The 22,113-nt window shown below is 73.3% G+C and carries 20 protein-coding genes; 13 read left to right on the top strand and 7 right to left on the bottom strand.

The window, feature by feature from the left end; genetic code table 11:
* Positions 1-41: 41 nt before the first annotated feature.
* The gene (locus tag JNO44_RS39955) at positions 42-1,130 is read left to right on the top strand and encodes a tetratricopeptide repeat protein (RefSeq protein WP_073448846.1); all 1,089 of its coding nucleotides are present in this window, start codon (positions 42-44) and stop codon (positions 1,128-1,130) included.
* On the opposite strand, the gene JNO44_RS39950 is transcribed toward JNO44_RS39955, so the two are convergent.
* A complete protein-coding gene (locus tag JNO44_RS39950; RefSeq protein WP_205371354.1) occupies positions 1,024-2,448 on the bottom strand; it encodes a lipase maturation factor family protein in 1,425 nt (474 codons plus the stop codon). The genes JNO44_RS39955 and JNO44_RS39950 overlap by 107 nt on opposite strands.
* Positions 2,449-2,872: 424 nt before the next feature.
* Between JNO44_RS39950 and JNO44_RS39945 the strand changes: the two genes are divergently transcribed.
* The gene (locus tag JNO44_RS39945; protein WP_159030818.1) at positions 2,873-3,043 is read left to right on the top strand and encodes a hypothetical protein; all 171 of its coding nucleotides are present in this window, start codon (positions 2,873-2,875) and stop codon (positions 3,041-3,043) included.
* A 66-nt stretch (positions 3,044-3,109) separates the two neighbouring features.
* Here the strand turns inward: JNO44_RS39945 and JNO44_RS39940 are convergent, their stop codons facing one another.
* Positions 3,110-3,685: a TIGR03086 family metal-binding protein gene (locus tag JNO44_RS39940; protein WP_205368863.1), complete on the bottom strand. Its 576-nt coding sequence runs from the start codon at positions 3,683-3,685 to the stop codon at positions 3,110-3,112.
* A 161-nt stretch (positions 3,686-3,846) separates the two neighbouring features.
* On the opposite strand from JNO44_RS39940, the gene JNO44_RS39935 reads away from it, so the two are divergent.
* Together JNO44_RS39935 and JNO44_RS39930 are read left to right on the top strand one after the other, a co-directional pair.
* Positions 3,847-5,409 (top strand): AMP-binding protein, encoded by a 1,563-nt coding sequence (locus JNO44_RS39935; protein ID WP_205368862.1) that lies wholly within the window; start codon positions 3,847-3,849, stop codon positions 5,407-5,409.
* A gap of 140 nt (positions 5,410-5,549) precedes the next feature.
* A complete protein-coding gene (locus tag JNO44_RS39930) occupies positions 5,550-6,056 on the top strand; it encodes a glycoside hydrolase family 88 protein (protein ID WP_240167877.1) in 507 nt (168 codons plus the stop codon).
* Between the two features lie 48 nt (positions 6,057-6,104).
* Here the strand turns inward: JNO44_RS39930 and JNO44_RS39925 are convergent, their stop codons facing one another.
* Together JNO44_RS39925 and JNO44_RS39920 are read right to left on the bottom strand one after the other, a co-directional pair.
* Positions 6,105-6,290, bottom strand: coding sequence for a hypothetical protein (locus tag JNO44_RS39925; protein WP_240167876.1), 186 nt, complete (start codon positions 6,288-6,290; stop codon positions 6,105-6,107).
* Between the two features lie 238 nt (positions 6,291-6,528).
* Positions 6,529-7,335 (bottom strand): triose-phosphate isomerase family protein, encoded by an 807-nt coding sequence (locus JNO44_RS39920; protein ID WP_205368860.1) that lies wholly within the window; start codon positions 7,333-7,335, stop codon positions 6,529-6,531.
* A gap of 258 nt (positions 7,336-7,593) precedes the next feature.
* Between JNO44_RS39920 and JNO44_RS39915 the strand changes: the two genes are divergently transcribed.
* Positions 7,594-9,681, top strand: a complete 2,088-nt coding sequence (locus JNO44_RS39915; protein WP_205368859.1) for a restriction endonuclease — start codon at positions 7,594-7,596, stop codon at positions 9,679-9,681.
* A gap of 37 nt (positions 9,682-9,718) precedes the next feature.
* Here the strand turns inward: JNO44_RS39915 and JNO44_RS39910 are convergent, their stop codons facing one another.
* Complete coding sequence (locus JNO44_RS39910) at positions 9,719-10,510, bottom strand: alpha/beta fold hydrolase (RefSeq protein WP_240167875.1); 792 nt, start codon at positions 10,508-10,510, stop codon at positions 9,719-9,721.
* A 337-nt stretch (positions 10,511-10,847) separates the two neighbouring features.
* Between JNO44_RS39910 and JNO44_RS39905 the strand changes: the two genes are divergently transcribed.
* Complete coding sequence (locus tag JNO44_RS39905) at positions 10,848-12,107, top strand: CapA family protein (RefSeq protein ID WP_205368858.1); 1,260 nt, start codon at positions 10,848-10,850, stop codon at positions 12,105-12,107.
* A gap of 360 nt (positions 12,108-12,467) precedes the next feature.
* On the opposite strand, the gene JNO44_RS39900 is transcribed toward JNO44_RS39905, so the two are convergent.
* Together JNO44_RS39900 and JNO44_RS39895 are read right to left on the bottom strand one after the other, a co-directional pair.
* On the bottom strand, positions 12,468-12,668 hold the full coding sequence (locus JNO44_RS39900; protein WP_205368857.1) for a 7(1) septoil knot domain-containing protein: 201 nt from the start codon (positions 12,666-12,668) through the stop codon (positions 12,468-12,470).
* A 1,091-nt stretch (positions 12,669-13,759) separates the two neighbouring features.
* The gene (locus JNO44_RS39895; protein WP_205368856.1) at positions 13,760-13,936 is read right to left on the bottom strand and encodes a hypothetical protein; all 177 of its coding nucleotides are present in this window, start codon (positions 13,934-13,936) and stop codon (positions 13,760-13,762) included.
* A 183-nt stretch (positions 13,937-14,119) separates the two neighbouring features.
* Here JNO44_RS39895 and JNO44_RS39890 point away from each other — a divergent pair, with 183 nt between their 5' ends.
* The 7 genes from JNO44_RS39890 (at position 14,120) to JNO44_RS39860 (ending at position 22,074) form a co-directional block, all read left to right on the top strand.
* Positions 14,120-14,842, top strand: coding sequence for a hypothetical protein (locus tag JNO44_RS39890; RefSeq protein ID WP_205368855.1), 723 nt, complete (start codon positions 14,120-14,122; stop codon positions 14,840-14,842).
* An 818-nt stretch (positions 14,843-15,660) separates the two neighbouring features.
* Complete coding sequence (locus JNO44_RS39885; protein WP_039630696.1) at positions 15,661-16,281, top strand: TetR/AcrR family transcriptional regulator; 621 nt, start codon at positions 15,661-15,663, stop codon at positions 16,279-16,281.
* Between the two features lie 171 nt (positions 16,282-16,452).
* Positions 16,453-17,715 (top strand): cytochrome P450, encoded by a 1,263-nt coding sequence (locus tag JNO44_RS39880; protein WP_205368854.1) that lies wholly within the window; start codon positions 16,453-16,455, stop codon positions 17,713-17,715.
* A 53-nt stretch (positions 17,716-17,768) separates the two neighbouring features.
* Positions 17,769-17,963, top strand: a complete 195-nt coding sequence (locus JNO44_RS39875) for a ferredoxin (RefSeq protein ID WP_039640322.1) — start codon at positions 17,769-17,771, stop codon at positions 17,961-17,963.
* Positions 17,960-19,243 (top strand): NAD(P)/FAD-dependent oxidoreductase, encoded by a 1,284-nt coding sequence (locus JNO44_RS39870; RefSeq protein ID WP_205368853.1) that lies wholly within the window; start codon positions 17,960-17,962, stop codon positions 19,241-19,243. Before JNO44_RS39875 ends, JNO44_RS39870 begins: the two co-directional genes overlap by 4 nt.
* A 61-nt stretch (positions 19,244-19,304) precedes the next feature.
* The gene (gene uvrA, locus JNO44_RS39865) at positions 19,305-21,779 is read left to right on the top strand and encodes an excinuclease ABC subunit UvrA (RefSeq protein ID WP_205368852.1); all 2,475 of its coding nucleotides are present in this window, start codon (positions 19,305-19,307) and stop codon (positions 21,777-21,779) included.
* An 82-nt stretch (positions 21,780-21,861) separates the two neighbouring features.
* Positions 21,862-22,074: an EF-hand domain-containing protein gene (locus JNO44_RS39860; protein WP_189863610.1), complete on the top strand. Its 213-nt coding sequence runs from the start codon at positions 21,862-21,864 to the stop codon at positions 22,072-22,074.
* Positions 22,075-22,113: the final 39 nt, after the last annotated feature.

Genomic DNA, 22,113 nt, shown 5'->3' with positions numbered 1-22,113 from the left:
CGTGAGCACGGCAAACGAATGATCGAGAGGCCATGGATCTGATGTACGGCAAGGCATTCGCCCCGGAGTACCAGGGCGAACTGGGCTCGGCGCTGAGCGTGAACTCCTCCTACGAAGAGGTGCTGGCCACGGCGCACCGGACACTCGCCGACGCGGACACCGCGCTCGCCCGGTCCAGAGCCCAGCTGGCCGTCGCCGAGGCCAACCGGCGACTGGGCCGGGCGGACGCCGCGGGCGCCGCCTGGCGGGCCGCCTACCGCAGCGCCCGGACCGCCGGCGACCCGGCCGCCATGGCCTGGGCACTGTGGAGCGGCGGCACCCTGGCCCGCCAGTGCGGCACCCTGGCGCTGGCCCGGCGGCTGCTCGGCCACGCGGTGGCGCTGGCCGAGACCGGCGGCGACCGCCTGGCCCACGGCTACTCCCTCGCCGGCCTCGCCGAGACCGGCCGCATCCAGGGCGACTACGCCGCGGTCGCCGAGCTGCACCAGCAACTCCTGGACCAGGCCAGGGCGCACGGCGAGGCCCGGCACATGGTCTGGGCGATGTCCGGCATCGCCCAGATGCACCGCAACACCGGCGAACACCGCAAGGCCCTGGAACTGTTCGAGGAGTCCGCCCGGATAGCCGCCGAGGCCGACGACTTCCGCGGCCGGGCCTGGTCGCTGCGCGGGGTGGCCGACGTGCTGTCCGTCCGCGGCGAGCCGGACCGGGCGCTGGCCCTGCTGTCCGAGGCGGAGACCATCTGCCGCACCATGGACCTGGCCGGCGCGCTCGCCTACAACCACAAGATGCGCGGCAACGTCCTCTACCGCGCCGGCCGCTACGCCGAGGCCCGCGACACCTATACCGGCGCGCTGCACGAGTTCCGCGCGATGGGGGAGCCGCGCGGCGAGGCGCTCTCCCGGCTGGGCCTGGCCAAGTCCCGTGCCCGGCTCGGCCGCGACCGCGCCCGGACCCTGGCCGAACTCGACCTGCTGGAGCGGGACTTCGCCCGGATCGGACTGCGGCACGCCCGCGAGATGGTCATCGCCTTCCGTACAGAGCTGACCGCGACACCGGCGGCAGGAACTCCCGCTCCGCGGTCCGGTGCCACCACTCTCCGCTCTCCCGCAGTTCCCGCCAGGTCGTGAAGCGGTAGCGGAAGACCCTGGCACGCACCCGGGCCGGCGGCAGATCGGGGAACGGATTGCGGCGCAGCAGCCGCAGGGTGTCCCGGTCGTTCTCCAGCAGCCGCGCCACGAAGGGCAGGAACCACGCCCGGGCATAGGCCGGCGAGAGCGCCGCGAACCACATCAGCCAGTCCAACCGCAGGTGAAAGGGAGCGAACTGGCGCGGCAGACGCCGCAGTTCACCGGGCTTGCCGTGGAACTCGTAGGCGTGCCAGGTCGTCCCGGGGCCGGAGACCGCGTCTTCGGTGCCCTCGACGACGATCTCCCGGCGGACCCGGGTGATGCTGCCGAACGCGCCGTAGGAGTTGACCAGGTGCAGCGGCTCGTAGGAGGTGTTCATCAGCTGGCCCCGGGAGACCAGGTTGCGCGCCGGACGGTAGCTGAGCGCGAGGACGCCGACCGCGGCGGCGCCCACCACCGCCTCGAACCACACCGGCGGGGCACCCGGCGCCGCCGGGGGACCGGCCCACAGCGGGGCGGCGGCCGACAGGGCCAGCGCGATGGTGATCCAGTTCAGCCAGGCGAAGTTGCCGGACAGCACCAGCCACAGCTGGGTGGCGGCCATCCCGAGGGCCGCCCACCCGGCCACCGGCTGCGGGGTGAACAGCAGGATCGGCAGCAGGAGTTGGGCGACATGGTTGGCCGCCGTCTCGACCCGGTGCAACGGCTTCGGCAGGTGGTGGAAGAACCAGCTGAGCGGGCCCGGCATCGGCTGGGTCTCGTGGTGGTAGTAGAGGCAGGTCAGATCGCGCCAGCAGCGGTCCCCGCGCATCTTGATCAGTCCGGCGCCGAACTCCACCCGGAAGAGCAGCCAGCGCAGCAGCCACATGATCAGCACCGGGGGAGCGGTGTCGGCGTTGCCGAGGAACACCGCCAGCGCCCCCGCCTCCAGCAGCAGCGTCTCCCACCCGAACCCGTACCAGGTCTGCCCGACGTTGACGATGGACAGGTACATCGCCCACAGCACGGCCCACATCGACATCGCCGCCCACAGCGGCACCGCGTCCGCCGCCCCGGCCGCGACCGCCGCCGCCAGCGTCGCCCCGCTCCAGGCCCAGCCCGCGAAGAAGCGGTCCGAGTAGCACAGCTGGAAGACCGACGGGGACAGTCGGAACGGCACCCGCGCCGTGAAGTCCGGGATCGGCAGCATCCCCCGGGACCCCAGCAGGGCCCGGAACTGTCGGGCCGCGGAGACGAACGCGACCAGGTAGAGCACCGCCAGCAGACGCTGGAAGACCAGCCGCCCGAGCCAGGAGCCGGGATCCGAGAACCATTCCACAGCGCCCATGGGTAGCACCGCGGCCACCGGCGCCGGAACACGGCACGCGGAAGGGCGCCCTCGCGCATACGCCCTACCTTTCCACGCTACGCAGGCCCCCGACCCCGGCAACCGGGGCGCCGCGAACGCGGCGCGGAAGAGGGGCTGACGGCCGTCCGGGTGAATGACGCAGCGTGTCCGGGGCGCCCCGGGGCCGCGGTGGTGCCGGGCGGGATTCCCGCCGCCCCGAGACGTGCCGATTTCACCGGAAAAAGTCGAGCGGCCGACGTGCCGCGTCGATATTCTGGAGGGCGACGGACGACCCTCCTGGGAGACGCCAACACCATTGGCCCGTCGCGGGAACGCCACAAACCCTGGCCGACCTCCCGGTTTGTGAACAAGGCGCCACCGCGTCGGAACCAATACCTCGATGAAGGAGTGCGTGGTGGCATTGCACAAGGCTCAACACAAGCAGCCCCGTCTGAAGCAGGGCGAGCGCCCCGGGCGTATCAAGGAAGTCCGCAATCTCGAAGCCTGGGACCGCTGTGCTCCGGTCCGTCTGGCCGGCTGCGAGGAGGATCCCGTCGAACCCCATATCGTCCGCGGCATCGACTGACCCGACCGCGGGTGTCCGCCGGCCCCGACCCCTCCGCGGGGGCGGGGCCGGCCCCTGCTTCGCCCCTCAGGGCCGGCGACCGAGCAGGCACAGCAGCCGGGTCAGGTCGTCCGCGTCCGCCGGGGGCTCCACCGGCGCGGCGAACAGCCCCGACCCCTCCAGCGCGTCGGAGTACGGCTCCACCTCGCGCAGCGCCGCGGACACCAGGCGCTCCGGCAGCCGTTCGTCCGCGCCGATCGCCCGGGACAGGTCCCAGGTGTGCACCACGGCGTCGGCCGTCAGCTGCGTGCAGTACGCGTCGGCCGGCGTGGTGCCGTAGGAGAGGTGGACCGACCGGTGCAGGGCGCCCGGCTCGGCGAACGCCGCCATCGCCGCCGCCGATGCCCGGTCCCAGGCGCCGACCGGGTCCTCGCCGAGCTGGTCGCCGTCGAAGTCCCCGTCCACCGCGGCGACCGTGGACCCGTCCCGCACCAGGCGGGGCACCCACAGCTGCTCCGCGGTCAGGTGGTTGACCAGGTCGAACACCGACCATTCCGCGCACGGGGTGGGCGCCTCCCACTGGTCCTCCCGGACGGCGTGGACCCGGGCGCCGAAGAGCTTCAGCGCCTCGCCGTGGGTGCCCAGGATGTCGTTGTTGCCCATGGTCCCGAGGATAGGAGCGGCCACCGGTGACGGCCCCCTGTGCGGGGCGATCGGAGCACCGACGGGGATGGCGCGGTGCGCTCTGGTGGTCGCCCGGCGGTTGGCGCTTCAATGAGCCGGACCGGTGTGCGCCGGTCCTGGCCGCTCCCTCTGGAGGCACCATGGAATCCGTCGCACCGCCCGCCGCCGGCGCCCCCGCCATCCGCTGCGGCGGACAGGCCCGCGGCTATCCGGAATTCCTCGACCGCGCCGCACGGATCGCAACGGGCCTGGCCGCATGGGGAGTCACCCCCGGCGACCGGGTCGCCGTGGTGCTCCGCAACGAGCCCGCCCATCTGGAGATCACCACCGCCGCCGCCCAGCTCGGCGCCGCCGCCGTCCCCGTCAACTGGCACTTCCGCCAGGACGACCTGCGCCATGTGCTCACCGACAGCGGCAGCACGGTGGTCTTCGCCCACACCGACTTGCTGGACGCGGTGACCGCCGTCCTCCCCGAGGGGGTGCGGGTCGTCGAGGTCGCCGTGCCGCCCGGCGTGGCGGCGGCCTGCGGCACCACCGCCCCACCGGTCACCGGCCGGTACCCCGTCCTCGACGACTGGCTGGCCGACCGGCCGCCGCTGGCCCGGCCCGCCGAGGCCCGTCCGCCCACCGTCATCTACAGCTCCGGAACGACCGGACGGCCCAAGGGGGTTCTGCGCGAACCGGTCGGCCCGGACCGGCTCGCCGAGGCCGTGACGAGCTTCCTGGAGTACTTCGCGGTCGCCCCGGGCGGCCGCACCCTGATCCCCGCCCCGCTCTACCACGCCTCGCCCAGCCAGCACGCGGTGCTGGCGCTGGCGGCCGGCCTGGACATCACGCTGATGCCGCGCTTCGACGCGGAGGAGTTCCTGCGGCTGGTCGAACGGCACCGCATCGAGCAGGCGCAGGTGGTCCCCACCATGTTCGTCCGGCTGCTGCGGCTGCCCAAGGACGTCCGCGAGCGCTACGACCTGTCCTCGCTCAGCTCGGTGGTGCATGCCGCCGCGCCCTGCCCGCCGCACATCAAACACGCCATGATCGACTGGCTGGGACCGGTGCTGCGCGAGTACTACGGCGGCAGCGAGACCGGCGCGGTGACCTGGTGCGACAGCGCGGAGTGGCTGTCCCACCCCGGCACTGTCGGGCGCGCCCAGGGCACCTGCGCGGTCGCCGTCCTCGGGCCCGACGGCGCGCCGCTGCCGGCCGGCGCCACGGGTGAGATCTACGTCCGGCCCGCCGAGAACTGGCCGCGCTTCAGCTACCTCGGCGACCCGGGCAAACGCGCTGCCATGGAGGCGCCGGGCCGGCCGGGATACGTCACCCTCGGCGACATCGGTCACCTCGACGAGGACGGCTACCTCTACCTCAGCGACCGCCGCAACGACCTGGTGATCTCCGGCGGCGTCAACATCTACCCGGCGGAGATCGAGGGTTGCCTGCTCGCCCTGGACGGGGTGCACGACGCGGCGGTGTTCGGCATCCCCGACGAGGAGTTCGGCGAGGCCCTCGCCGCGCACCTGGAGACCGACCCCGGGGTGCGGCTCACCGCCGCCGCGGTCCGCGCCCATGTCGCCGAACGGCTCGCCAGGTACAAGGTGCCCCGGACCGTGGTGTTCGAGCGGCGGCTGCCCCGGGACGAGTCGGGGAAGCTGTTCAAGCGGCAGCTGCGGGACCCGTACTGGGAGGGGCACGGCCGCCGGATATGACTCCCGCGGCCGCGTCCGGCACGGCCGGCGCCCGCCGCAGCTCGCCCTGGTCGTCCAAGCCCTGGCACAGGGGTGGGCAGTCGATCCGCGGCTGGGCGCCGAGCACGCTGCCGGATTCGGCCGACTCCAGCCTAGTGGTGGTGATTTCACGCCGGAGGGCGTCATGGGCGAGGGAGGCGCTCTGGCTCGGCGTCGCCCCGGTGGAGCGCGGCGACCCGGCCTTCGCCAAGGTGCTGGCGGTGCTGCCGGACACCTTCGGGCCGACGGCCGGCTACCGCCGGACCCTGGCCGCGCAACTGGCCGCGCTGCGCACCGCCCAGCGACCGGACGGCTGCTGGGAGGTCAACCTCGCCGACCCCGGCCACCTGCCCGGCCCGGAGACCAGCGGCACCGCGTTCTTCACCTTCGCCATGGCCGCCGCGATCCGCTCCGGGTTCGTCCCGCGCGGCGACTACCTGCCGGTGGCCGCCCGCGCCTGGGCGTCGATGGCGGCCACCGCCGTGCACCCCGACGGCTTCCTGGGGTACGTCCAGAACGTCGGCGACCGGCCGGAGTCGAGCCAGCCGGTCACCTACGACAGCACCGCCGACTTCGGCGTCGGGGCGTTCCTGCTGGCAGGCACGGAACTGGCCGCGCTGGGCGGTTGACCGGCGCTGGGCCGGCCGGCCGCCGCTACCGCCGGGGCACGGCGGCCGTCATGTCGCCGCCCCGCTCGGGACGATCTGGAGCTTGCGGCCGGTGCCCCGCCGGAAGGTCTCCAGGGCGGCGGCGTAGGAGTCGAGCCCGAACCGGTGCGTGATCATGGTCTCGGCGTCGATGACGCCCTTGCCCAGCAGCTCCACCGCGCGCCCGAAGCTGTGCAGGATCGCCATGCTGCCCACGACCCGGATCTCGTCGTGGTAGATCCGGAACGGTGAGAACCGCGCGGTCTCCTGGTCGGGTGGCGCTCAAGTCGGTGACCGGGTAGCCGTGCTCGGTGAGGTAGGCGACCATCGCGTCCTTCATGGCGGTGCCGGCGTCGTCGCCACCGAGGGCGAGGGGGAGGGCAGAGGCGCGGGGCACTTCGGGCTCCTGGGGCTGGGAGGGACGGGGGACTCGGAGCGGGCGCGGGAGGTCTCGTCAACCGCCGGAGAGCTCTTCGAGGACCTTGCGCAGGCCCCCGGTGTCATGGGCGAGCCGGCCCAGGAACAGCCCGTCGACGGCGCCGGCCAGCTCGCCGTGGGTGCCGGGGCCCACGGTCCCGCCGTAGATCAGCCGGCCGCGCACGTCGTGGTCGTGCAGCGCGCCGCGGAGTGCTGTGGCCACCGCGCGGATGTGCCTGGCGGGCGCTGGTTCGCGGGCGCCGATCGCCCAGACCGGCTCGTAGGCGACGATCACCTCGCTGCCCGGTGCGGCGCCCGCCAGCGCGGCCCTGACCTGGGTCAGCGTCTCCTCGGCGGCCGTCGCCGGGTCCCCGGCGCGCTGCTCGCCCGCGCAGATCACCGGGACCAGGCCGGCCGCGGTGGCCGCCCGGGTCTTGGCCGCCACCGTCTCGTCGGTCTCGCCGAAGTGCCGGCGGCGCTCGGCGTGCCCGCCCTCGACGTAGCGGGCGCCGGTCTCGACGAGCATCCCGGCCGACACCTCACCGGTCCACGCGCCCTGTTCGGCCCAGTGCACGTCCTGCGCGCCGTAGCCGATGCGGGTGCCGGACAGCAGCTCCCGGGCGTCCGCCAGCGCCGGGAAGGACGGCAGGACGAAGAGGTCGACGGGGCGGGGGAGGCCGGTCAGCGCCGCGTCGAGGGCGGCCACCTCGGCGAGCCAGGCGCGGGTCCGTGCCAGGCCGAAGTACAGCTTCAGTGAGACGCCGACCACCGGGCAGGGCGCCGCCCGGGCCGCGCGGGCCGTCGCGTGGTGAAGGGGAACGGCCTCAAGAATCACGTCGCTCATGATGCATCCAACGGAATCGCATGTGAAGTTCTCAAATCAAGATGTGAATTTCACGGGTTCTCTGTGATTTCTGCGAAGGTGGGGGCATCGGACGCCGGCCGGCTCCCGAGTCCGGACCATGGCCCGGTCACCCCCTGATCGCCGCCGGGCACCCCCCGCTAAAGTCGCCTCACCACTGCAGACCAGGGCAGACCGGCGCAGACGCCACGCTGCCGCGGGTACCGGGGGCGCCGCCCCGGGGGGAGGACGAACCGTCAGATGAGCCGCCGTTCCCAGGGATTACTCGGCATCTGGGCCGAGGCACAGCGCCAGCAGCAGCGCCAGGCGGAGGCCGCGCACCGCGCCCGGCTGCAACAGCAGCGGGAACAGGAGCGGCAGGCCCGCGCCGCCGAGCGCGCCATGGCCCGCATGCACCGCGAGCGGCAGACCGCCTACCGCCGGCAGCGCGAGGCCGACGCCCGCCGCCGCACCGAGGAACTCGACGCCCGCGTCGCCGCCCTGACCGGCCTGCTCGCCGACGGCTGCCGGGCCCCCGCCTTCACCCCCACCGCCCTGCTCCGCCCCGAACGCGTCGAACCGTTCGCCCCCGGCGCCCTGGTCGCCCCGGTGGCCATGCCCGACCCGGCCCGCTACCAGGTGCCCACCGGCGGCCTGCGCTCCGGCGCCCGCCGCGACCGTGACCGGCAGGAGGCCCGCGCCCGCTTCGAACAGGACTGGTACACGGCCCAGGCCGCCGAGGCCCGGCGACAGGCCCAACTGACCGCCTACCAACAGCAGTACGACCAATGGGCGGCCGGCGCCCTCGCGGAGATCCGCCGGCACAACGCCGGCGTCGAGGAACTCGTCGCGGGCCTGCGCGCCGGCGAAGCGGACGCCGTCGTGGAGTACTTCTCCGCCGCCCTGTACTCCGGCACGTCCTGGCCCGAGGGCTTCCCCCGCCAGCTCAGCGCCGGCTACGACACCGCCGCCCGCCAGCTCGTCCTCGACTGGGAACTGCCGGGCTACGACGTCGTCCCCGAGGTCAAGGCGGTCCGCTACCTGCCCACCGCCGACGAGGAGCGGGAGACCGCCCGCCCGGCCGCCCAACGCCGGGCGCTCTACCGCGAGGTTCTCGCCCAGGGCGTCCTGCTGGTGCTGCGCGACCTCTTCGCCGCCGACACCCACGGCGCCCTGGACTCGGTGGCGCTCAACGGCTTCGTCGACGACGTGGACCCGGTCACCGGCCGCCCCGCCACGATCTTCCTCGCCACCGTCCTGGCCCCCCGCAGCGCCGTCGAGTCCTACCGCCTGGACCAGGTCAGCGCCCTCGACTGCCTCACCGACGGACTCCGCGGCCAGCTCTCCGCCCGCCCCGACCAGCGCACCCCGGTCCGCCCCGGGCGGCGGCCGGACGACATCGCCGGCGGCGCGGTGGTCTCCCACGGCACCGACGGCGACCCCGACCTCCTGGAGATGGACCCGCTCGCCTTCGAGCAGCTGATCGCCGAGCTGTTCCGCGCGATGGGGATGCGGGCGGTCACCACCCAGCGGTCCGGCGACGGCGGGATCGACGTGGACGCCCTGGACCCCGACCCGATCCGCGGCGGCAAGATCGTCGTGCAGGTCAAGCGCTACCGCAACACCGTCCCACCGTCCGCCGTCCGCGACCTCTACGGCACCGTCCAGTCCGAGGGCGCCAACAAGGGCGTGCTGGTGACGACCTCCCACTTCGGGCCCGGCGCGCACGGCTTCGCCCAGGGCAAGCCGCTCACCCTCATCGCCGGACCCGAACTCCTCGACCTGCTCGGCCGGCACGGGCTGCGCGGCCGCCTCGGCCCCGGCGACGCCGGCCCCGACACCCCGGAGCCCGCCGAGCCGGCCCCGGACCACACCACCCTCGCCATGAACTGGTCCGGCCCGGCCGCCCTCGACGTCTGCGCCCTGGTCTGCGAGGGCACCACCGTGCTCGACGACGACCACTTCGTCTTCTTCAACAACCCGGCCACGCCGGACGGTTCGGTGCGGATGCTGGCCGGCGTGATCGAGGACCGCGCCGCCCTGCGGGTGCGCTTCGAGGACCTGCCGCCCGACGCCGACCGGCTGGTCCTGGTCGCCGCCGTGGACCCGGAGACCGACCCGGACGGCGACCTCACCGGCTTCACCGACGCCCGGATCCGCCTGCTGGACGCCGCCGGCACCGAACTCGACCGACTGCCGGTCTCCGACGGCCGGCCCGGCGAGCGGGCGCTGGTGCTCGGCGCGTTCCGCCGCCGCGCCGGCGGGGACTGGGACTTCGTCCTCGGCGGCAAGGGCTACCCCGGCGGGCTGGCCGCGCTGGTGGGCGACTTCGGGATCGAGGTGGCGTGAGTCCGGGTCGACGCCGCGCCGGGGAGCGCCGGCCCGGTCAGCTCTGCCACAGCCGGGCGAGGACGTCGTTGACCACCTCGGGCCGGTCCTGGTGCGGCGCGTGATCGGTGCCCGGCACCCGCACGTGCCGGGCACCGATCATGTCGGCGAGGTACTCCCCGCATGCGGCCAACGCGTCGCCCACGAACGCCCGGTAGTCGGGGTGCGCGGTCTCCCACGTCCCGTTGACGACGGTCTTGGGCATCTGCGCCCGGGCCAGCGGCGCCAGCGGGATCTGCGCGTCCCAGACCGGCCGCTCCCGCATCGCCGACCGGACCGCCCGCAGCAGGCGCGGCGTGCTCTCCGGCAGCCGCATCCCGTACGCCTCGGTGGACTGCCGCAGATACTCCTCCGCGCTCATCTCCCCGGCCCCCTCGGCGCTCGCGAACGCCGCCCGGATCCGCTCCACCGCCGCCCGCACGACCGGGTGCGCGGCCGCGGTGCGCAGCGGCGACGGCTCGATCAGGGTGAGCGACTGGACGGCCTCCGGACGCGCCGCGGCGGCCAGCATCGCGCCCGCCGCGCCGTAGGAGTACCCCACCAGGTGGGCCCCGTCGCCGAGCAGCCGGCCGATGTCCTCGGCGTCCACCGCGTAGTCGCTGCGCTCGATGTCGGGGCTGTCGCCGAAGCCGCGCCGGTCCATCAGCTCCAGGCGGAACATCCCGGCCAGTGGTCGTTGCCCGGCGAAGCACTCGGTGCCCCAGGTCATCGTGCCGTGCACCAGCAGCGCCCGCGGCGCACCGGTCGGCCCCTCGTCCCACACCGTCACATGAAGCGGTTCCTCGTCCATACCGGGCCACCCTAGGGCGTGTCCGACGGGTCAGGGGCGGACGGACCCCGGGCGTGTCCGGGCGGATCACCCGTCAACAGGTCGGCGAAGGACCCGTGTTGCTGACGATGCCCAGACAACCGGTGTGGGAGACAGGGGAATTGTGGCGCTCGCGGTGGGCGGAAGCCGTCCGGGCGGGCGCACGGCCGACGGTGCGGCGGTGCGGCGGCGCGACGGGGAGCATCCGGTGGTCGGCCGGGCGGCCGGCCGCGGGCGCCGGTTCGGCCGTCCGAGGGACACCGCCGGACATCACCGCACGCGGTCATTTTCCCGCGCGGGGGCCTGGTATCTGTCGGATATGAGCGCGTTAACTCGGTATGCGGCGGTCGTTCTGCTCATCGCGCTGGCCGTCGGCTGCGGCGCCCGGCCGGACGACCCGCCCGCACCCCCATCGGCCCCCTCGCATCCCGCACCCCGCGCCCTCGCGCCGCACCGCCGCGCCGGCGCTCGTCCCCCTGCCGCCGACCCCGCCCGGCCGTTCACCCTGGTCGCCGCCGGCGACGTCATCCCCGCCCACCCCGAGGCGCTCGGCACGGCACAGGACGATGCGCCGGTGGACGGCGGCTACGATTTCCGGCCGATGCTCCGGGGCGTCGCCCCCGTCGTCGGCGCCGCCGACCTGGCGCTGTGCCACCTGGAGGCGCCGCTCGGCCCGCTGGACGGCCCGTTCACCGGCTACCCGGAACTCCAGGCCCCGCCGCAGGTGGCCACCGCGCTCAAGGCCACCGGCTTCGACTCCTGCGCCACCGCCTCCGACCACGCCCTCGACCAGGGCGGGGAAGGGGTGCGCCGGACCCTTGAGGCACTGGACACGGTCGGCCTGCGGCACACCGGCACGGCCCGGGACGCCGCCGAGGCCACCCGCCCGGCTCTGCTGCGCGCCCCCGGCGGTGCCCTGGTGGCACACCTCGCCTACACCTACAACACCGACGACGCCCGGCCCCCACCGGCCGCGCCGTGGACGGTCAACCGCATCGTCCCCCGGCGGATCCTCGCCGACGCCCGGGCGGCCCGCCGGGCCGGCGCCGACGTGGTGGCCGTCAGCCTCTACTGGGGCACCGAGTACCGCACCGCCCCCGACGCCCGCCAGCGCCGGCTCGCCCGCGTCCTGACCGCCGCCCGCACCGCCGGCCGCCCCGACATCGACCTGATCGTCGGCAGCCACGCACACACCCCACAGCCGTTCGAGAGGCTGCACGGCACCCGGGCCGCCCGGACACCGGACGGCCGACAAACGCAGGCTGACAGGCGCGACAGCGGCACATGGGTCGCCTACGGGCTGGGCGACCTCATCGGAGGCACCCATCACGACGAGAACGGAAGGATGAGCGCTGCCGCCCGGTTCACGTTCACCCCGCCGCCCACTCCGGGCGATCGCTGGAAGATCACCAAGGCCGAGTTCGTCCCGCTGTGGTGGGACGCCGAGGCGGGCCGCGTGATCAACGTGAACAAGGCGATCAAGACAGGACGCTCGGACCTCAAGCCCATCCGCCACACCATCTGGCACACGGTGCTGAGCAGGGGCGCGCGCAAGGCCGGATTGCTCATGGGCAGATAACGGCAAAGTGGACCACAGGGCAATCCCCAACGATCGCCCGCTCCGGGACATCCTCGCCCACAAGTCCAAGGTGCGGGGAGAGGACGACGCCCATCGCGCCCCCTCCACCGACGCACAGCCAGCCCAGGGCCGCCGGCGGGCGAGGCGCGCGGGCGCAGACCTGTCGCCCAACCACCTCTGGACTTTGCTCGCCTCGGCCTCCCAGTAGCGCCGGCGCGCCGCATTCGCCCAGGCGCCGGCCACCTTCGCGGCAGGTGAGCTCGACACGCTCTGGTGCTACGGCCGAGCCGGCGCCCGTCCCGTACGCTCAACGATCAGGCGTCTGGGGCCGGAGGAGGGGATATGCCGCGGCCAGGGCGATCAGCTTGCTTCCCAAGCGTTTTGAACTATGTAGACCTTCTTGTCTGCCTCCCAGGCGCGGTTGACGATGTAGACCTTCTTGTCCGCTTCCCAAGCCCGGTTGACGATGTAGACCTTCTCCTTCGCCTCCCAGGCGCGGCTGACGATGTAGACCTTCTCGTCCGCTTCCCAGGCGCGGTTGACGATGTAGACCTTTGGCATGCCGAAGTCCCTTACTGGTTCCTGATGAACGGCGCCTAAGACCATACGTCCGATCAACTGGTAGGGCACAGCGGCCGGTTGGCATGCCGAGGGACAAGCGGGCCGCCGCACCTGCTGAACCACCGATTCGGCTGAGCTGAAGCGGGCCGGCTGTCGATGCCCACCTCAACTCAACGACTCGTCCACCAGGCGGCGCCACTACCGATGGTTACTGTCGCGAGCGGGACGAGCCATGCGGGGATGCGCTGAATGGTCACATGGAGGCCACCGCATCGGAGTTCGAAAGCAGGTGCCTGGGGGCTGGTCGTCTGTTCGTGCTTCTGTGCCATGCCTGATATCGCACTACACGCGCCCCTGCGGACAACAGGTAATTCTTGGGGAAGTTGAGGGCGTGACCCCGGAGATTTTGACGGCCCGTTTGCCAAGGGGCATCAGTGGTCTGGCACGGAAGTGACCGCCGTTCCCGCCTGCCGGTGGACTCGAACCTTCAAGCGTTGTGCGGTTGGCATCACGTGCGGAAGTCCAGCGCGGAGGGTGCGGCGGCTCGGCGGAGGAGGGTGCCCAGGCGGAGGCCGGTGGAAAGGCACCCGAAAGAACTGCGGTACGGCAGCGCTCACTTCGCTCGCCGGTGAGGTTGCCCGTCGCGGTGCCCTTACCGTGGGCTGCCTTGCCGTTGGGGCGGGCTGCGGCGTGATGACTTGCGCAACTGTCGCCGGACGCCGGCGACAGAATGACGCCGATACCGCCAGCGGCTGGAGCAGGCCGACACGGACGGGGCCCGGTGCCGGCGGCCGGAGGCGGCCGGCGCAAGCCCGGGGGCTCCCCGGACGGCCGGGTCCGCGCGAACCGGCGGCCTCCGGTCGCCCGGGAGGACCTGACCCGCGACCACAACGGGTGCCACTGCCAGACGGTCCTCGTCTACTTACGGCAATAACTTCATGCCCCCAGGCCGGCGACTACGACCGCCAATGGCAGGAGCTCACCCGCGGAATGACCGGCGCGGAGGCACGGAGGGCATGGCGCCGCCACGTTGAGGCGTCTAGTGGGCACTAGCCCGGCACATGAGCCGGCCGTTCACCTCTCATTCGTGCTCAGTCTTCATCGCTCTGGCCCGTCTCGTCGTCATCGTCGTCGTCATCCGAAGAGGAGACGACCTGCTTGGAATGGGTCGAGGGAGCCTTGTGCGCGACGGCAGCGGCCGCACCTGCGCCATGGAGTACGGCTGTCGCGACCAGGGCTGCGGCGGCAATTGCAGTGCGAATGCGCATGGAAATCTCCAAGGGTCGAAGCGGAACTACGTGCTGGGAACGTCCCCTGGTGGCTGTCCCTCGATCCGTTTACGCAAGGCAGTTAACCCAATCAGGCCCCGTTGCTTCACCTAACTGTCCGGCCCGGGCACCTGGGGTCGGGCTGCACATCGAATCCTGACGACAGCGAGGAGAGGTTCCTGCATGGAGACCACCCCCACCATCACTTCCGGGCAGGCCGAAGTTCCCGCCGGCCGCGCATCGAGCCCGACCGACGCGACGAACGGCCCCGAGGAGCCGGTGCAGCCGGAGGGGCACGGCGACGGCCAGGAGCGGGGTGTCGACGCGCTCCGAGCGGAGCTGAAGACCGTACGGGCAGAGGCGGCGAAGTGCCGCACTGAGGCACGGGAGGCGGCAGCGGCACTGAAGGCGGCCCGGATCCCGGAGCAGTTCCAGGCCGTGGCCGACCGGGCCACGGAGCTGGAGACGGAACTGCACCGGGAGCGCATGGCCCGCCGCTACCACCTGCCGGACGCCCTGGCCGTCCGGATCGCCGGGGCCGACGAGGACGCCGGCGAGGCGGACGCCGAGACCCTGGCGGAGCTGTTCCGCAGCCGGGGCCACGGCGTGGGCCGGGGCGGACTCGATCCGTCGGTCACGCCGGTACCCAGCGATCCGGAGAGCCGGCCGCCAGCATCCCGCGCCTGCCGGAAGACGGCTTATGGGGCCTCGCCGTCACCTGCTGGCTTCGAGGGCCGCGTGCGCCGCGCTGTCCGTGAGGCTTGCCGGAGCGACGGCGCCCCACACATGGCCGACGAAGGCGAGAGCATGATCGGCGATGGGGTCAGTCGACGCTTGCGCCGGGGTGGCGAGGACCCCGAAGAGTGCCATGGTCCCGACGATGACACAGGCGATGCGGCGCATTAACTACTCCTCGATGTAAGGCTGTTGGCTGATCTGGCGACAACTTTCCCCGGCCATGTGCCGATAGGCCCAAGGTCCTCTTTGTGGGTGGCGCTGAATCGATCTGTCGCTTCCTTGCTCGATGCTTGAGGCTCTGACGCTGGTGCCGCACGGCCCGAACTCCCCCAGGAACGCCACCTCATGTTCTTGGGGCCTTCACGCAACACCAAAACCAAGGGGGCATGTCCAAAGTCCTTGGCTGTGCTGCGTGCTGGCCCGGGGCCCCTGCTCCGAGCGGAGCGCATGGCTGACAGTTTTCTGAAGTCCGAGAAGATCGCAGCGACCGCGCCGGGTCTTCTTGAGCGCGAAATGGTCCTGTCGCGCCTGGTGTGGACCAACGGCGGGTTCGGCTTCACCGGCGCCAAGGACGACGCCGTCACTGTCCGTATCTCGGTGACCACGACGGCTCGCGAGTATCGCCGGGGCCGAGTGCGTCCCGCTGCTCACGGAGGCCGGTCCGCGGGTGCGGACCCGCGTCCCGACTCGGGCCCGCAGGCGCCGGGATGTGCGGGCGGAGATCGGCCGGCGGAGATCGGACAGGGGAGATCGGACACGGGGGATCGGACAGGGGGGGCGACCGGGTGGCGCCGAGCTGGGGTGCCGGCGCGGACGGGCTGGTGCGGGGGGCGGTGACGGGCGGGGCGGGGGCAGGCCGTCGCGCGGCCGGGCGGACCGGATTGTGCGCCTCCGGTACGGTCCGCCGCCGGGGTGTGAAACCCTGATGAAGTGTGCCGACCCCGCCGACGACCGGATCGGCCAGGCCAGGAAAGGACCGGAGGGCAGTGAGCGAGAGTGCGGCCGTCCGGCCCCGTAACCCGCGCGGACAGGGCGAGCGCCTGCGGGAGGAGCTGCTGCGGGCCACCGAGCGCCTCCTGGAGGAGGTCGGCAGCGAGGACGCGCTGTCGCTGCGCGCGGTGGCCCGGGAGGCCGGGGTCGCCGCGCCGAGCATCTACCGGCACTTCGCCGACAAGACCGAACTGGTCTGGGCGACCCTGGAGATCAGCTACGAGCGGCTGGCGCACGCGATGGCCGACGCCGCCGCGGAGGCCGACGACGCCGATCCGGTGGACCGGCTGCGCGCCCAGCTGCGGGCCTACTGCCGCTATGCCATAGAGCACCCGGCGAACTACCGCCTGCTGTATGAGACCCGGCAGACCCCGGTCGGCCCCGAGCGGCTCGCCGGGCACCCGGCCGGGCTGCTGGTGCGCAGCTGGCACCACGCGCTGACCGCCTGCGAGGAGGCCGGCTGGCGGGTGCGCGGCTCGCGCGCCGAGGCGCCGTATCTGCTGTGGTCGGCGGTGCACGGCCGGGTCATGATCTGGCAGGTCATGCCGAGCCGCAAGGACACCAGCCGGCTGGACGGGTTCGTGGAGGAGCTCCTCCAACTGCTGCTGGAGCACTGAACCCGGCTCCCTGTGCACACCCGCCGCCGGACGGCCGCGGGTGTTCCGTCGCTCACGTTTCGCCGAGACCCCCCTGACGTTTACCCGATCATTACGGATGTAAGTTTACGCTTGTTAGGCGAAGGATCGACTCATGGCGCACACCCGATCGGTGTGCGCACGAGGAGCGAGATGACCGAGATGATCGACACGACAGTCCCCACCGCCCCGGTACCGCCCGGCCAACCCCCGAGCGGCTGCCCCTTCGAACCGCCGCCGCACGCCGACCTGCTGGAGCGGGGGGACCCGCACCGTGCGTTCGGCACCCTGCGCACCGAGGAGCCGATCTCCAAGATCTCGCTCCCCGACGGCAGTTGGGCCTGGCTGGCCACCCGCTACGCCGACATCCGCGCGATCCTCGGCGACACCCGCTTCAGCTCCGACACCACCCTCCACGGCTACCCGCTCAGCGGCATGACAGGCGGCGGCGACACCAAGAACCGCGGCTTCATCCGCATGGATCCGCCGGAGCACACCCGGCTCCGCCGGATGGTCACCCGCGAGTTCATGGTCAAGCGCGTCGAGGCGCTGCGCCCGGAGGTCCAGCGCCTGACCGACGAGCTGTGCGACGCGATGGAGCGCCGGGCCGGCGAGCCGGTGGACCTGGTCGAGGCGCTCGCCCTGCCCGTCCCCTCGCTCGTCATCAGCCTGCTGCTCGGCGTCCCCTACGACGACCACGAGGTCTTCCAGCGGCTCACCGGCAAGCTGCTCTCCCGCACCATCGCGGACGAGGAGCGCGAGGCCGCCCGGAGCGAACTCCGCGACTACCTCGACGCGTTGGTCACCGCCAAGGAGCAGGAGCCGGGCGACGACATCCTCGGCCGGTTGATCGTCGAGCAGCAGCGCACCGGCGAGATCGACCACGACGACGTCGCCGCCTTCGCCGCCCTGCTGCTGATCGCCGGGCACGAGACCACCGCCAACATGATCGGCCTCAGCGTCCTGACGCTGATGCAGGACCCCGACTCCGCCGAGCGGCTCCGCCAGGACCCGACGCTGATCCGCGGCGCCGTCGAGGAACTGCTGCGCTTCCACAGCATCATCCGCAACGGCCCGCGCCGGGTCGCCACCACCGACATCGAGATCGGCGGAGCGCTCATCCGCGCCGGCGAGGGCGTCGTGGTGGCCGTCCCGTCCGCCAACCGCGACGACAGCGTCTTCGCCGACCCCGACCGCCTCGACGTCGGCCGGCCCAACGCCCAGCACCATGTCGCCTTCGGCTACGGCATCCACCAGTGCCTCGGCCAGGCCCTCGCCCGGGTCGAGCTCCAGGTCGTCATAGCCACCCTGCTCCGCCGCTTCCCCACCCTGCGGCCCGCCGTGCCCGTCGAGGAGATCCCCTTCCGCACGGACATGGCCATCTACGGCTGCCACGCCCTGCCCGTCACCTGGTGACCGGCCGCACCGACCGTCCCACCGTCCCGACCAACACCCACGGAGCCACCACCATGAAGATCACCCTTGATGCCGACAAGTGCTGCGCCGCCGGCCAGTGCGTGCTGGTCGCCCCCGAGGTCTTCGACCAGCGTGACGAGGACGGCGTGGTCGTCCTCCTCGACGCCGAGCCGCCCGCCGCGCAGCACGCCGCGGTCCGCGAGGCGGCAGCCATCTGCCCCGCCGCCGTGATCGAGGTGCAGGAATGACGATCCGTCCGATCGCCGTCGTCGGCGCCTCGGCCGCCGGGATCACCGCCGCCGAGGCCCTGCGCCGGGCCGGCTGGGACGGCCCGCTGACCCTGATCGGCGACGAGCCCCACCTGCCGTACGACCGGCCGCCGCTGTCCAAGCAGCTGCTGCACGGCGCCTGGGAGCCGGCGAAGCTGCTGCTGCGCACCGAGGAGCAACTCGCCCCGCTCGGCCTCGATCTGCGGCTCGGCACCCGCGCCACCGGCCTCGACGTCGCCACCCGCACCCTCACCCTCGACGGGGGTGAGCGCCTGGCCTGCGCCGGCGTGATCATCGCCACCGGCGTCGCGGCCCGCACACTGCCCGCCGCCGACGGCCTGGTCGGCGTCTTCACCCTGCGCACCCTGGACGACGCGCTGGCGCTGCGCGACCGGCTGTCCGAGGGCGCCCGCCGCCTGGTCGTGGTCGGCAACGGCGTCCTGGGCTGCGAGGCCGCCGCGGTGGCCCGGGAGCTGGGACACGAGGTCACCCTCGTCGGCCGGGAGCCGGTGCCGATGGCCGCCGCCGTCGGCGCGGGCATCGGGGAACTCCTCGCCGAGGAGCACCGGGCCCGCGGCGTCCGCCTGGTGACCGGGGAGGTGGCCGAGTTCGAGACCGTCGCGGACGGGAGCGCCGCCCGGGTCGGCGGCGTCCGACTGGCCGACGGCAGCCGGCACCCCGCGGACCTGGTGCTGCTCGCCATCGGCTCCGAGCCCGCCGTGGGCTGGCTGGCCGACCCGGCCCTGGACACCACCGACGGGCTCGGCTGCGACGCCTACTGCGCCGCCGCCCCCGGGATCTACGCCGCGGGCGACGTGGCCCGCTGGGAGCACCCCGGGCACGGTCGCCCGCTCCGCTTCGAGCACCGGATGAACGCCACCGAACAGGCCATGGCCGCCGCCCGCAACCTCGTCGCCGAACTGACCGCCGAGGGGGCCGTGGCCACGGCGGAGGGCGCAGAGCCGCAGGAGCGCCGACCGTTCGCCCCCGTGCCCTACTTCTGGTCCGACCAGTACGGCCTCAAGCTCCAGGCATACGGCCTGACCAGCGGCGCCGACGAGGTGGAGACCACCGTCCTGGACGGGGAAGCCCGCCGCGCCGTCGCGCTCTACGGCCGCGACGGCCTGGCCGTCGGCGTGCTGGCCTGTGCCCTGCCACCGCGTCAGATACGCGCGCTGCGCGCGGTGGTCGCCACCCCCGTCCCCTGGGAGGAGGCACGCGACCGGGTCCGGGCCGCCACCGCCACCGCCACCGGCTGAGCGTGGCGCCCACCGCGCAGGGGTGCCGCCGCCCCGGCGGACGGTGTCCGATCATGGAGACATGACCGACTCGTACGTCCGGGTGCGCGGCGCCCGTGAGCACAACCTCCGCGGTATCGATGTGGACATCCCGAGGGACGCGCTGGTCGCGTTCACCGGGGTGTCCGGATCGGGCAAGTCCTCGCTGGCCTTCGGCACCCTCTATGCCGAGGCGCAGCGCCGCTACTTCGAGTCGGTCGCCCCCTATGCCCGGCGGCTGATCCACCAGGTCGGTGCCCCCAAGGTCGAGGAGATCAGCGGGCTGCCGCCGGCCGTCGCCCTGGAGCAGCGCCGCTCCGCGCCCACCTCCCGTTCCTCGGTCGGCACCGTCACCACCCTCTCCAACACCCTGCGGATGCTCTTCTCCCGCGCCGGCGACTATCCGGCCGGCAGCACCGGCCGGCTCGACTCCGACGCCTTCTCGCCCAACACCGCCGCCGGCGCCTGCCCGGAGTGCCACGGGCTGGGCACCGTCCACCGCGTCACCGAGGACTCCCTCGTCCCCGACGCGTCCCGCTCCATCCGTGACGGTGCCGTAGCCGCCTGGCCCGGTGCCTGGCAGGGCAAGAACCTCCGCGACATCCTCGCCACTCTCGGCCACGACATCGACCGCCCCTGGCGCGACCTCCCGCCCGCCGACCGCGAGTGGATCCTGTTCACCGACGAACAACCGGTCGTCACCGTCCACCCGGTCCGCGAGGCCGGCCGCATCCAACGGCCCTACAAGGGCCAGTACATGAGCGCCCGGCGCTACGTCCTGCACACCTTCGCCGACTCCAAGAGCGAGACGCTGCGCAAGCGCGTCCGCCAGTACATGACCGCAGAGCCCTGCCCGGTGTGCGGCGGGCGCCGACTGCGCCCCGAGGCGCTGGCGGTCACCTTCGAGGGCCGGGACATCGCCACCCTCGCCGGCCTGCCGCTGGCCGCCCTCGCGGAACTCCTCCGCCCCACCGCCGCCCGCCCCGGCGACGCACCCGCGCCGGCCCTCGCCCGCGACCTGGTCGCCCGCATCGAGGTCCTCACCGAACTCGGCCTGGGCTACCTCAGCATGGACCGACCCGCGCCCACCCTCTCCGCCGGCGAACTCCAGCGCCTCCGCCTCGCCACCCAGCTGCGCTCCGGCCTCTTCGGCGTGGTCTACGTCCTGGACGAACCCTCCGCCGGACTCCACCCCGCCGACACCGAGGCCCTGCTCACCGTGCTCGGCCGCCTCAAGGAGGCCGGGAACACCCTCTTCGTCGTCGAGCACGACATGGACGTGGTCCGGCACGCCGACTGGATCGTGGACATCGGCCCGCGCGCCGGGGAGCACGGCGGCCGGGTCCTGCACAGCGGTCCGGTCGCCGCCCTCGCGGACGCCGAGCACTCCGCCACCCGCCGCTTCCTGTTCGCCGCCGCACCGCCCCCCGCCCGCACCCCGCGCACGCCCACCGGCACCCTGGCCCTGCACGGCGTCACCCTGCACAACCTCCGCGACCTGGACGCCGCCTTCCCGCTCGGCGTCTTCACCGCCGTCACCGGCGTCTCCGGGTCCGGCAAATCGACCCTGGTCACCCGGGTCCTCGCGGAGGCCGTCCAGGACCACCTGGGAACCACCGACCCCCGCCCGGACGCCGACGACACCACCAGCGACGATCAGGACGCCGGACCGGCGCCCCGCGCCCGGCTCACCGCCGCCACCGGCCTGGAGGCCGTCGACCGGCTGGTCCGCGTCGACCAGAAGCCCATCGGCCGCACCCCGCGCTCCAACCTCGCCACCTACACCGGCCTGTTCGACGCCGTCCGCAAGGTCTTCGCCGCCACCGACGAGGCACGCGCCCGCGGCTACACCGCCGGCCGGTTCTCCTTCAACGTCGCCGCCGGCCGCTGCGAGACCTGCCAGGGCGAGGGCTTCACCGCCGTCGAACTCCTCTTCCTGCCCGGCACCTACGCCCCCTGCGCCGACTGCCACGGCGCCCGCTACAACCCCGAGACCCTCCAGATCACCTACCGCGGCCGGACCGTCGCCGACGTCCTGGGTCTGACCGTCGACGACGCGGCCGGGTTCCTGGCCGACGTGCCCGCCGCCGCCCGCAGTCTGCGCACCCTCCAGGACGTCGGGCTCGGCTATCTGCGGCTCGGCCAACCCGCCACCGAACTCTCCGGCGGCGAGGCCCAGCGCATCAAACTCGCCGCCGAACTCCAGCGGGCCCGCCGTGGCCACACCCTCTACCTCCTCGACGAACCCACCACCGGTCTGCACCCCGCCGACACCGAGGTGCTGCTGCGGCAGTTGCACGGCCTGGTGGACGCCGGCAACACCGTCGTGGTCGTCGAACACGACATGGGCGTGGTGGCGGGCGCCGACCACGTCATCGACCTGGGCCCCGGCGGCGGCGCGGAGGGCGGCCGGGTCGTCGCCGCGGGCACCCCCGCCGAGGTCGCCGCCGCCCCCGGCAGCCGCACCTCCCTCTACCTCGCCCGAGCCCGCCGTAGGGCACACCCGGAGCGTTCTTGACGGTCCGCTAATGTACGCGGGTCAGTTCACCTCGCGGTTCCGGCACAGAGACCGGCTGCGGCACGACGAAGGGGCACCACCCGTGGCAGACATAGAGCAGGCCAAGGCCACGTTCGCGAAGTTCGACGCGGACGGCGACGGCCGCGTCACGCCGGACGAGTTCAAGAGCGCGATGGCCGCGATGGGCGACCACCTGGTCACCGGCCCGATGGCCGAAGCGGTCATCAAGGCCAAGGACAGCGACGGTGACGGCCTGATGTCCTTCGACGAGTTCTGGACGTCGGTCCAGGGCTGAGTCGCGGGACCGGGCCGGAGCCCGGTCCCGCCGCTTGAC

Source organism: Streptomyces noursei, from assembly GCF_016917755.1.
GTDB lineage: Bacteria > Actinomycetota > Actinomycetes > Streptomycetales > Streptomycetaceae > Streptomyces > Streptomyces yunnanensis.
Note: the sequence above shows the minus strand (reverse complement) of the source record. Positions and strands in the feature narration are given on the sequence as shown.

Excerpts from the sequence above, each read along its gene's own strand:
- JNO44_RS39955 (WP_073448846.1), top strand. The coding sequence starts at position 42 with ATGTACGGCAAGGCATTCGCCCCGGAGTACCAGGGCGAACTGGGCTCG.
- JNO44_RS39940 (WP_205368863.1), bottom strand. The coding sequence starts at position 3,685 with ATGGGCAACAACGACATCCTGGGCACCCACGGCGAGGCGCTGAAGCTC.
- JNO44_RS39935 (WP_205368862.1), top strand. The coding sequence starts at position 3,847 with ATGGAATCCGTCGCACCGCCCGCCGCCGGCGCCCCCGCCATCCGCTGC.
- JNO44_RS39920 (WP_205368860.1), bottom strand. The coding sequence starts at position 7,335 with ATGAGCGACGTGATTCTTGAGGCCGTTCCCCTTCACCACGCGACGGCC.
- JNO44_RS39915 (WP_205368859.1), top strand. The coding sequence starts at position 7,594 with ATGAGCCGCCGTTCCCAGGGATTACTCGGCATCTGGGCCGAGGCACAG.
- JNO44_RS39910 (WP_240167875.1), bottom strand. The coding sequence starts at position 10,510 with ATGGACGAGGAACCGCTTCATGTGACGGTGTGGGACGAGGGGCCGACC.
- JNO44_RS39905 (WP_205368858.1), top strand. The coding sequence starts at position 10,848 with ATGAGCGCGTTAACTCGGTATGCGGCGGTCGTTCTGCTCATCGCGCTG.
- JNO44_RS39900 (WP_205368857.1), bottom strand. The coding sequence starts at position 12,668 with ATGCCAAAGGTCTACATCGTCAACCGCGCCTGGGAAGCGGACGAGAAG.
- JNO44_RS39895 (WP_205368856.1), bottom strand. The coding sequence starts at position 13,936 with ATGCGCATTCGCACTGCAATTGCCGCCGCAGCCCTGGTCGCGACAGCC.
- JNO44_RS39890 (WP_205368855.1), top strand. The coding sequence starts at position 14,120 with ATGGAGACCACCCCCACCATCACTTCCGGGCAGGCCGAAGTTCCCGCC.
- JNO44_RS39880 (WP_205368854.1), top strand. The coding sequence starts at position 16,453 with ATGACCGAGATGATCGACACGACAGTCCCCACCGCCCCGGTACCGCCC.
- JNO44_RS39875 (WP_039640322.1), top strand. The coding sequence starts at position 17,769 with ATGAAGATCACCCTTGATGCCGACAAGTGCTGCGCCGCCGGCCAGTGC.
- JNO44_RS39870 (WP_205368853.1), top strand. The coding sequence starts at position 17,960 with ATGACGATCCGTCCGATCGCCGTCGTCGGCGCCTCGGCCGCCGGGATC.
- uvrA (WP_205368852.1), top strand. The coding sequence starts at position 19,305 with ATGACCGACTCGTACGTCCGGGTGCGCGGCGCCCGTGAGCACAACCTC.